1 protein-coding gene is annotated in these 517 nt (G+C 75.2%); it reads left to right on the top strand.

Features of this window, described 5'->3' with window-relative positions:
* Positions 1-326: 326 nt before the first annotated feature.
* The coding region (locus CR470_RS40170) for a hypothetical protein (protein WP_373561483.1) at positions 327-517 on the top strand (191 nt) is incomplete at its 3' end.

The following is a 517-nucleotide window of genomic DNA, read 5'->3' on the forward strand; positions in this document are numbered from 1 at the left end:
AGCCCTCCCCCGTCAGCAGGCGGGAGGAGGCGACGAGTCCGCGGCCCGGCAGGTACCAGTCCCAGGCCGGGCCCTCGGTGTGGATCCGCCCGGCCTGGTCGGTGACGCCACCGGCCGACGGGCCGTCGGGGTTGTACTCCCCGCGCAGGCCGAGCGACGGGATCTCGGCCACGAACACATGGAGGTCCGGGTCGTCCTGGCCGTAGCCCCATACGGTGTGCCGCCCGGTGGAGGCGGCGACCGGGAAGGCGTCGAGCGTCTCGGCGAACCGCTCGTCGAACCGCCCGTCCGCCGAGTAGGGCAGGGGTGCTTCCGAAAGGGGCTCGGTGTGGTCTTCCGAGGCCGGGCGCGCGCTCCACTCGGCGGGGCCCGCCGCCGCAGGGGCGGCGGCGGACGGGGTGGTGACGGACGGATCGGGAACGGACGGATCGGGGGCGGACGGAAGGCGCGGCCGGGTCCGGTGCCAGGTGGCGGGGTCGGGCGCGGCCGGGTCCGTGCCTGTCTCTTATACACATCT

It is taken from the genome of Streptomyces sp. rh34 (assembly GCF_002551245.1).
GTDB lineage: Bacteria > Actinomycetota > Actinomycetes > Streptomycetales > Streptomycetaceae > Streptomyces.